At 43.2% G+C, this 9,823-nt stretch carries 6 protein-coding genes and 1 pseudogene; 4 read left to right on the top strand and 3 right to left on the bottom strand.

Annotated features, from left to right (window positions below; all coding sequences use genetic code 11):
• Positions 1 to 249: 249 nt before the first annotated feature.
• Positions 250 to 2,271, top strand: coding sequence for a potassium channel family protein (locus MICAI_RS05770; protein ID WP_008199073.1), 2,022 nt, complete (start codon positions 250 to 252; stop codon positions 2,269 to 2,271).
• Positions 2,272 to 2,280: 9 nt separating this feature from the next.
• Here the strand turns inward: MICAI_RS05770 and MICAI_RS05765 are convergent, their stop codons facing one another.
• Positions 2,281 to 4,038, bottom strand: a complete 1,758-nt coding sequence (locus MICAI_RS05765; protein WP_008199071.1) for an ATP-dependent nuclease — start codon at positions 4,036 to 4,038, stop codon at positions 2,281 to 2,283.
• Between the two features lie 241 nt (positions 4,039 to 4,279).
• Between MICAI_RS05765 and groL the strand changes: the two genes are divergently transcribed.
• Together groL and MICAI_RS05755 are read left to right on the top strand one after the other, a co-directional pair.
• Entirely contained in the window at positions 4,280 to 5,962 is a 1,683-nt protein-coding gene (groL, locus tag MICAI_RS05760; RefSeq protein ID WP_002797729.1) for a chaperonin GroEL, read from the top strand.
• Between the two features lie 488 nt (positions 5,963 to 6,450).
• Entirely contained in the window at positions 6,451 to 8,340 is a 1,890-nt protein-coding gene (locus MICAI_RS05755; protein ID WP_039899661.1) for an ABC-F family ATP-binding cassette domain-containing protein, read from the top strand.
• Between the two features lie 29 nt (positions 8,341 to 8,369).
• Here MICAI_RS05755 and MICAI_RS05750 read toward each other — a convergent pair whose 3' ends face one another.
• Positions 8,370 to 8,840, bottom strand: a complete 471-nt coding sequence (locus MICAI_RS05750; protein WP_008199064.1) for a hypothetical protein — start codon at positions 8,838 to 8,840, stop codon at positions 8,370 to 8,372.
• Positions 8,841 to 8,964: 124 nt separating this feature from the next.
• Here MICAI_RS05750 and MICAI_RS27530 point away from each other — a divergent pair, with 124 nt between their 5' ends.
• Positions 8,965 to 9,096 carry a hypothetical protein gene (locus tag MICAI_RS27530; RefSeq protein WP_008199062.1) on the top strand — a complete coding sequence of 44 codons (132 nt, stop codon included), beginning with the start codon at positions 8,965 to 8,967 and terminating at the stop codon, positions 9,094 to 9,096.
• 280 nt (positions 9,097 to 9,376) lie between these two features.
• On the opposite strand, the pseudogene MICAI_RS26880 reads toward MICAI_RS27530, so the two are convergent.
• Positions 9,377 to 9,538: pseudogene (locus tag MICAI_RS26880) on the bottom strand (hemolysin); the annotation flags it as partial.
• Between the last annotated feature and the right edge of the window lie 285 nt (positions 9,539 to 9,823).

The following is a 9,823-nucleotide window of genomic DNA, read 5'->3' as shown; positions in this document are numbered from 1 at the left end:
CCAGTATTATTACTACTAATACTATCCATAAAGGGTGTCTTTTTCCTTGATCTTTCCTAAAGTCCTTGACTTGTTTCAGTTTTTGTATTAAGCTCAACATATATTTCAAAAGTTGGCGGTCACTTCTCATTTTACCTGATAGTTATCGCTTTTACTTTTGATATTCTGATGGGAGAATGAAACAGCCCTAGGGGCAGGGGGGATCAGAAGTTTGAAAAAGCATTCTATTTTTTAAGACAAGCAGAATCTATGAACCAAGAATCTCTCAGCTTTGTCCATGGGAATGTCAAGTTAGCCGATCGCTTTTTAGTGTGTGGATTGGGTAGTCTCGGACAACACTGCGTCAAGTCTTTAAAAGAGTTTGGGGTTAGCGTTGTCGGTATCGAACTAATACAGCCTCCCAGTTGGGAAATTAATGATTTTCCCGATTTATTAGAGGAAATAATTATCGGTGATTGTCGTCAAAAAAACATTTTAGCAAGAGCGGGAATCGATCGCTGTCGGGCTGCTTTAATTGTCACCAGTGATGAGCGAATTAATGCCACTACTGCCCTAATTATTCGGCAATTAAATCCCCTTACTCGCTTAGTGGTGCGTTCTTCTAAAGATAATCTCAATCAGCTACTCAAGGAACTTTTAGGCAATTTTATCGCCTATGAACCCACCCAACTACCCGCCAATGCCTTTGCTTTAGCCACATTAGGCACGGAAACCCTCGGTTTTTTGCATCTCGACGGTCAGAAATTGCGGATTATCCAGAGACAAATTAGCCCCGAAGATGGTTTACTTGATCGCTTTTTAGGTGATTTAAATACCCCCACCCGTCGTCTATTAGCACACACAGCCCCCGATGAACCTTTAAGGGCTGGATTTTATCAATGGTCTCCCTCCACCACTATCCGGGCTGGTGATACCATTACCACCATCGAAACTACCTATCAAAACATCGATTCTACCCGCCAGAAACCGTCAAATTCTCCCCAGAAGTTACGGGATTTTTGGCAAAAATTGCTCAAAGAAATCCAACAATTCTGGCAATTGAGTTTTCAGCAGCAAATTCACCGGGTGGCTTTCATGTCAGTATTTATCATTATCCTCCTAGTAATTATCGGGACTTTTCTTTTCCATCTCTACGCTCCGAGAGCTTCCTTTATTTCCTCTCTTTCAGGAACGGCGATCCTTTTATTAGGTGGTTACGGCGATGTTTTCGGTGCCTCTAACCCCGAAGATTTAAATGCAATTCCCTGGTGGATGCAGCTATTTAGTCTCTTTTTAACCTTAGCTGGAACCGCTTTTATCGGGGTTCTCTATGCCCTTTTGACAGAAACTTTATTATCATCAAAATTTCAATTTATCCCTAACCGTCCCCCAGTTCCCCAACAGAATCATATCGTTATTGTGGGCTTAGGTCGAGTCGGCAGAGAAGTGGCTAATTTATTACTAGAAATGCAACAGGCGATCGTTGGGGTGAGCTTAAATAGGGATTTTGATGCAACTATCCTGCCAAAAATGCCCCTGATGACGGGAAATATCGAAGAATCTTTAAAAAATGTCAATTTAGATAGGGCTAAAAGTATAGCGATTGTTACCGATGACGAAATCCTCAATTTAGAAGTGGCCCTAACCACCCGCAAACTCAATCCCCAAAGCTACTTAGTCATCCGCACCACCGACGACAACCTTAGTCAACAATTAAGTCAAATTCTGCCCCAATCTCACATTTTAGGGACGAACACCGTGGCGGCAGAAGCCTTTACGGGAGCGGCTTTCGGAGAAAATATCATCTATCTGTTCCGTTGGGCGCAAAAAACGATTCTGGTGACAGAATACGAGATCGAAGCTGGAGATACTCTCAATGGTAGCTCGATCGGGGATATTGCCTACGGTTATCGAGTCGTGCCGATCCTACACCAACGAGAACGGCAAGCCCCGAAATTAATGCCCGAAGATTATCTCAATTTACGCATCGGCGATCGCATTGTGGTGCTGGCCACCATCAACGGACTGCGACGGGTGGAACAGGGTCGTCGCACTCCCAAAACTTGGCGCGTGCGGGTAGAAAAAGCCTTTAACCGCAATATTGCCGCGGAAGCACCCACCGTGATCAGTCGTTTTTCTAATTGTCCCCTGAAAACCGCCAGCGATCTCATGGAAAATTTGCCGGCGACTCTCGGCGCCCCCCTCTACGAACAGCAGGCGATTCGATTAGTTTCCGAGTTAAAAAAAATTCAAGTTCAAGCATTGGCCATTCCAATTACAGGTCAAAAATAACAATTTTGCTTAACTCAGAAGTTGATCCAACTTAGCGAAGAATTGATGAACATCTTCATGAATTTCATCAGATTTCATGTTAGTGGCGACGATTTCGCGTGTCAATTCTAAAGATGGAACAGATGCTAAAGGAAGTTGATAAGATTTAAGCCTTTGAAAAAGAGAGTCCTTATTTTCAAACAATAGCTTTTTCCCATCCACAACTTGAAAAATATTTGCCTTGACATCTCTCCAAGATTGATTTCGAGGCAGGGTAAGATTTTCGTTATCAAAAAACTCCCTAATTATTTTTTGAACTGGAGATAAAAAAATATCTTGGTCGTTAAAACCGCCGGTTTGTTGAGCTGCTCTAATCCAAGCATCGGGAACTAATAAATAATTCTCAATATTTTTTCGTCGCCATTCATATAATGATTGCTTCGGATCATTTGCTTCTGGGTGGAAGGCCTGATCGTCATCATCATAATCAAACAATACCAACCTTTTCGCCGATGGAATTATTTGTTTAATCCCGTTAAAATGACGATCAGAATCTTCTTTCATTTTCTTCTTATTGCCGCCTCCCATAACCCGACAACAAACCTGATTCAATTTATCCTGCTTTCCTAAAGAAGTGGCAAAACCTCGTAAAAGACGCCCATCTGTTTCTCCTTCAACATACAAAATAACGGGATAATTACGTTCCGAAAGCTCTGTTATCTCTGAGTTAGAAACATCAGCCATCGCTGTTAAAATCGCTGGTGTAGCTTCCACTCTTTTAGGAATTCTATCAAGTAATGAGATAATTTGCCGAACGTCAACCCCTCTAATAAACTCTTCTGCGTGGGTGGCAATAAGAAATTGAGTATTTCTCTCGATCGCTTTTTGATTCTTAAAATAATCTAGAATCTCTCTTTGCAAGTTAACATGAAGATGAGCATCGGGTTCATCCAGTAAGATAGTAGTAGGTTTATAACCATAAAAAAATGCCAACAAGGTTAAAGTTTGATGGAAACCGCTGCCAGCAGATATAATGTCATAGGATTTGCCCCCCTGTTTATATTCGCAGATTATTTGGGTGTCCACTCCTCGTTCGTATTGAGGGTCTTTTAAATCAACGTTAAACCAGTTTTTGACAACCTTTTGAATTTCACTCCAATCCTTTCGATTTTCTTGCCAAACTCGCAGCAGTAAATTTCTTAATATACTTCCGGGCTGCGCTTTTCCCACTTGTTTTCGCAGCGGTCCGTCATCACGCCATTCTTCATTGGGTTCTAATCCCGAAAAGGGCGGAACGTAAGCAATAATAGGTAAAAGAGAAGGGGAGTGATTTGACTCTCCTTCTAATTCCCGGAAATGTTCCCATCCTTCCGAAGGAATTGCGTAGATAGTTTGAGGAGAACTATATCGTAGTTTAACCCCCAAAGAGCATGGTTTTGGCCCAGAAGATTCCGCTATCCAAGTAACATCAATTTCAATGAGAATAAACTCTTGCTTTTTGGAACCATCTACTTTTGGATAGTGGCGCTCGGTCTTCTCTCGCCACAAAAGATTAAATTCTGGAACGGGAAGGGCTGTAAAGTTGGGAAGGACAACTTGTTTGCCGGTCGTTCCCTTCCGTTTCGCCGCCCGCCGGAACTCCTCAATACAGAACTGCCAGATCGCTAAAGCCTGTAAAATGGTGCTTTTACCACTGTTATTCCGTCCAACTAAGAGATCGAAGAGAGCAAACTCGTAGGTTTGTTCCTTGATACTCTTGAAATTTCTCAGGGTTAGCTTGGTTATCATCGATCTGGTTAGGCTGTCGGCATCTTCATCTTAAATTATGCAAGTGAACATCGCTCACTTTCCCAGACCCCATTTTTAAGGACAAAAATAGATCGGGACTAACTCATCTCTCCAGCTAGGGCAACGAAAACGATCGCGCTTTTCGGTTCAGGGATCGGAGGGGAGTCGATCGCCTGGATTAGCACTCAAGCCCTAAGAGTGCTAAATTAACTATAAGGAGTCCTATCACAACAGCGATACCATGTCCAAAATCATTGCCTTCAAAGATGAATCCCGTCGCGCCCTAGAAAGAGGTGTCAACGCCTTGGCCGATGCGGTAAAAATCACCCTCGGTCCGAAAGGACGCAATGTCTTGTTAGAAAAGAAATACGGCGCCCCCCAAATCGTTAATGACGGCATCACCGTCGCCAAAGAAATCGAATTGTCCGATCCCCTCGAAAACACCGGGGCGAGATTAATTCAGGAAGTAGCGGCAAAAACCAAAGATTTAGCGGGAGATGGCACCACCACCGCCACCATCATCGCCCAGGCTTTAATTAAAGAAGGTCTGAAAAACGTTACCGCCGGGGCCAATCCCGTCGCTTTAAGACGCGGACTAGACAAAACCATCGCCTATCTGGTGGAAGAAATCGCCGCCGTCGCTAAACCGATCGCTGGAGATGCGATCGCTCAAGTGGCCACCGTTTCTTCCGGCAACGACGAAGAAGTGGGAAAAATGATCGCCGCCGCCATGGAAAAAGTCACCACCGATGGCGTAATCACCGTGGAAGAATCGAAATCCCTAACCACCGAATTAGAAGTAGTGGAAGGGATGCAGATCGATCGCGGTTATATCTCTCCCTATTTCATCACCGATCAAGAAAGACAGATCGTCGAGTACGACAACCCCCTGATCCTGATTACCGATAAAAAAATCAGTGCGATCGCTGAATTAGTCCCCGTCCTCGAAGCCGTTGCCCGTCAAGGTCGTCCCCTATTAATTATCGCCGAAGATGTGGACGGCGAAGCCTTAGCCACTCTAGTGGTCAACAAGGCCCGGGGTGTCTTAAATGTCGTCGCCATCAAAGCCCCCAGTTTTGGGGAACGTCGCAAGGCGGTTTTACAAGATATTGCCATCCTCACCGGCGGTCGTCTGATTTCCGAAGAAGTGGGCTTAAGTCTTGACACCGTTAGCCTCGATCTGCTAGGGCAAGCGGCAAAAATCACCCTGGAAAAAGACAATACAATTATTGTCGCCTCCGGAGACAGCCGCAATAAAGCCGATGTGCAGAAACGTCTCGCCCAACTGAAAAAACAGTTAGAAGAAACCGATTCCGAATTCGATAAGGAAAAATTACAGGAACGCATCGCTAAATTAGCCGGCGGTGTGGCCGTGATTAAAGTCGGGGCAGCCACAGAAACCGAACTCAAGGATCGCAAACTCCGCATCGAAGATGCCCTCAATGCCACCAAAGCCGCCGTGGAAGAAGGTATCGTCCCGGGCGGTGGTACAACCTTGATTCATCTGGCTTCTAAGGTGAAGGCTTTCAAAGCTTCTTTGACTAACGATGAGGAAAAAGTCGCCGCCGATATCGTCGCTAAAGCCCTAGAAGCCCCCCTGCGTCAGTTAGCTAATAACGCCGGTGTGGAAGGCGATGTGATCGTGGAAGGTGTGCGCGATACCGCTTTTAGCGTCGGTTACAATGTCCTCACCGGCAAGTACGAAGACTTAATCGCCGCCGGAATTATCGATCCGGCTAAAGTGGTGCGGTCAGCCGTTCAAAACGCCGCTTCCATCGCCGGTATGGTCTTAACTACGGAAGCCCTCGTGGTCGAAAAACCCGTTAAAGAAGCTGCAGCCCCCGATATGGGCGGCATGGGCGGCATGGGTGGCATGGGCGGCATGGGCGGCATGGGTGGCATGGGCGGCATGGGCATGATGTAATTCCTAATGCCGTCTAGCCCATGAAAATAATCTCATTCAATTGAGCCAATCTGTCCCTTTTCTCGTTATCGTCGGCATTAGGGGCAGGTTTTTTTTCCTCGGGAAAAACTTTTTCGGCAGGGCGTTGCTGAATCAAGGTATGAATGCCAACTGTTCAGGTTCCCGTGCAAAAGTTAGTTTGGGTCTAGGTTTTAAGAAATTCTACCAAAGAAGATTGGCTCTTCTAGGTTCTGTGTGATAAGTTTAACTTATATAGGATCGATCAATCTTTGTGTCCTTTGTGTCTTTGTGGTTCCTTCCACTCGCTCGCTAGGAAGAATGTATCTTAGAATACATTTTGCCCACCAAACCTAAGAGAGCCGAAGATTCATACCTCAAATCAGGAACGCCGGAATTTCTAACAACAATGTAGAAAGAATCCCCCGTCACAGCCTAGCTTGACGGTGGGAGTATGTCAAACTAGAAAAGAAGGATTATTCCCAGAAATCATGACACTGCTGACGGTTCGATCGCTCAAAAAAGACTTCGGTATCAAGGAAATTCTCAAAGATGCCAGTTTTAGCCTCGATGATCGCGATAAAGTCGGCCTGATCGGTACGAATGGATCGGGAAAATCGACCCTATTGAAAATGATCGCCGGTTTAGAATCGATCGATGGTGGCGAAATTCAAATCAATTCCGGGATGAAAATCGTCTATTTACCCCAGCAACCCGATCTAGACAATGATAAAACGGTTTTAGAGCAGGTTTTCGCCGATAGTGGCGAAAGCATGACTTTAATTAAGGAATACGAGGAATTGTCCGATCGCCTTGTCCATGAGCCAGAAAATCTGGATACTATTATGGAGCGTTTGTCAAGGGTTTCGCAACAAATTGATAAACTTGCCGCCTGGGATTTAGAAACCAATGCTAAAGTTATTTTAAGTAAACTGGGTATCGATAATTTTAATGCTCGCGTGGGAGATTTATCGGGGGGATATCGCAAAAGAATCGCCATCGCTACCGCACTTTTAGCCGATCCTGACTGTTTATTGATGGATGAACCCACCAACCATTTAGACGCGCTTTCCGTGGAGTGGTTACAGAGTTATTTGTCCCGTTTTCGGGGAGGATTATTATTAATTACTCACGATCGCTATTTTCTCGATCGAGTGACTAATCGCATCATTGAAATCGATCGGGGAGATTTATCTACTTATTCTGGTAATTATGCCTATTATCTAGAAAAAAAAGCCTTAGCGGAAGAATCGATCGCCAGTAGTCAACGCAAACACGCGGGAGTTTTGCGACGGGAATTAGAATGGTTATCCCGGGGACCAAAAGCGCGCAGTACCAAACAAAAAGCGCGGATTGATCGCATTCAGGCAATGGGTAATAAGGAATTTAAACAGGTGGAGGGAAAAGTCGATATTGCCACCGCAGGAAGACGCATCGGCAAAAAAGTTATTGAAGTAGAAAAGATCTCGAAAGCTTACGGAGATCGCACTTTAATTAAAGATTTTACCTATATTTTTACTCCCGAAGATCGCATCGGTATTATTGGCAGTAATGGGGTAGGAAAATCTACTCTCATGGATATTATTACCGGGAAAATTCTCCCCGATTCAGGCACAGTTGACATCGGTTCCACTATTCATATTGGTTACTTCGATCAACAATCCGATGATCTCAATATTAACGAAAATCAAAGAGTAATCGAATATCTGAAAAGTGTGGCCGAATTAGTCAAAACCCTAGACGGCAGCGTCATCACCGCTTCCCAGATGTTAGAAAAATTTCTCTTTCCTCCCGATCAACAGTATGCACCAATTTATAAACTTTCTGGAGGGGAAAGAAGACGCTTATTTTTACTACGAGTTTTGATGAGTGCGCCTAATGTTTTAATCTTAGATGAACCCACCAATGATCTCGATGTGCAGACTTTAGCAATTTTAGAAGAATATTTAGAGGACTTTAACGGTTGTGTGATTGTTGTTTCCCATGATCGCTATTTTCTTGATCGAGTAGTTGATACTATTTTTTCCTTTGAAACCGGGGGTAATATCCGTCAATATCCGGGTAATTATTCCCTTTATCTCGATCAGAAAAAAGAGGAGGAGGAACCCAAAGAAAAAAGAGTCACCCCAAAAACTGTTAAAGCTTCTCCGTCACCCGTCAATAAGAAAATCTCTTTTAAAGAGAAAAAAGAATACGAAGACATCGAAAAACAAATACCAATTTTAGAAGCAAAAAAAGCTGAAATTGAACAGGTACTTTATGGAGAACCCCTAGAAGATTTTACCAAAATAACCGCGCTGACCGAAGAATTAGCTCAATTGAGTCAAAAAATTGATAATTTAACCGATCGCTGGTTAGAATTAGCGGAAAAATTAGGCTAGGATAATCCCTATTTTCCCGATCGATTTAGTCAAAACTGAGTGATAATTTCTGGTGAATCATCCTCATCCATGACCAGATCTACCGACTCCACCCGCAACAGTGCCAAATTATCCTTAACCACCCCTTGAAGATAGATTTCCCCCATCCCTTCACCCCCAAGATCGATCGAGCCAAAAACTTGACCGGTTTTTGTATTAAAATTAAACTGAAAATAATTAGCTGAGGAAATTCCCTCGCTAACATTATCGTATTTAGCGATCTCTTGACCACTGTTATCATAAAAAGATACCTGAAAATCTTCTAAAACTTGCATTTTTCCCGAACCTTGTTCTGAAAAGATAGTCGGGGCCGTTTTTTCATCATAACTAAAAGAACCTTTAGCTGTATAACCTTGATTTCCCAACCATTGAAAATCGATCGTCACTGCTAAAACCCCCTGGGTATTCAGGTTAGCAACTAAAAGCCAAGCTAATAGTAAAATCAATATTATCTTTTTCATTAGTCTGTTATTTCAGTTACAGCAGTTATCCCAATGGTGAGGTAGGAAGTCTCTGGTTTTGGAGAACAGGGAACGGTAGCCAGTCTTCCAGAAATGATGTCAAATCCAAGCATACTTCATCTTTTTGTCAGGGGGTAAATATGGCTCTACTCAATACTATTTTATCACTCCCCGGGCTGAAATCGCCGATCGCCTCGATTGCCAAATTGCTACTGTTGAAGATAAAATTATCGCTACCATTACCACCGGTGAGTAAATCATCACCTCAACCAGCAATTAAACTATCGTTTCCGTCTTGGCCGGTTAATTGATCCATTGCCATCACCACCAGTTAGAGTATTATTAAGGCTATTTCTAGTTAGTCGAGCATTACTGGTATGGTTAATAATATTTTCAATAGTGTTATTTGCGGAAAAAGTCAATTTTAGATGATTGGTGACGGCGGTTTGGGTTGTAGGAACCCCTAAGTTTACTCGTACTGCGGTATTTGTCCCAGTTAAGTCGAGGGTATCGATACCGCCGGTGGTAGTTTCTTAGATGGTATCGCTTCCTGATGGGGTTGAAACATTAAAACAGTAAATATCGTTACCATTAGCGCCAGCGAGGATATTGTTACCGCTATTACTGGTCATTTTATTGTCACCAGCGTTACCTGTACCATTAATATTATTATTCCCAATTAGCTTGAGGTTTTCGACTTCCCTGTTTCCCCATTCCCCATTCATAATTTATATACCTAACTTTCTTTAAGTCACCTAGAAAACGGGTTTCTTCAAGAAACCCGTTTTCTGAAATTAGGTTAAAGGGGTAAGGTCATAACAATCTGTTGCCAAAACCGACTTCTGAGAATATAATATAGAAAATTAGTCACTCACCGCCCAGATTAGTTAAGATGATATTACATGACTAATAATATTGACCATGATCGCTTATTTAAGGAGTTAATCTCCACCTTTTTTGTCGAATTTATCGAGTTATTTTTT

The sequence above is a fragment of the Microcystis sp. T1-4 genome, from assembly GCF_000297435.1.
In the GTDB taxonomy this organism is placed as follows: domain Bacteria; phylum Cyanobacteriota; class Cyanobacteriia; order Cyanobacteriales; family Microcystaceae; genus Microcystis.
The sequence above is the reverse complement of the archived record's forward strand: the minus strand, read 5'-3'. Positions and strand labels throughout refer to the sequence as shown.

Excerpts from the sequence above, each read along its gene's own strand:
- MICAI_RS05750 (WP_008199064.1), bottom strand. The coding sequence starts at position 8,840 with ATGAAAAAGATAATATTGATTTTACTATTAGCTTGGCTTTTAGTTGCT.
- MICAI_RS05765 (WP_008199071.1), bottom strand. The coding sequence starts at position 4,038 with ATGATAACCAAGCTAACCCTGAGAAATTTCAAGAGTATCAAGGAACAA.
- MICAI_RS05770 (WP_008199073.1), top strand. The coding sequence starts at position 250 with ATGAACCAAGAATCTCTCAGCTTTGTCCATGGGAATGTCAAGTTAGCC.
- MICAI_RS05755 (WP_039899661.1), top strand. The coding sequence starts at position 6,451 with ATGACACTGCTGACGGTTCGATCGCTCAAAAAAGACTTCGGTATCAAG.
- groL (WP_002797729.1), top strand. The coding sequence starts at position 4,280 with ATGTCCAAAATCATTGCCTTCAAAGATGAATCCCGTCGCGCCCTAGAA.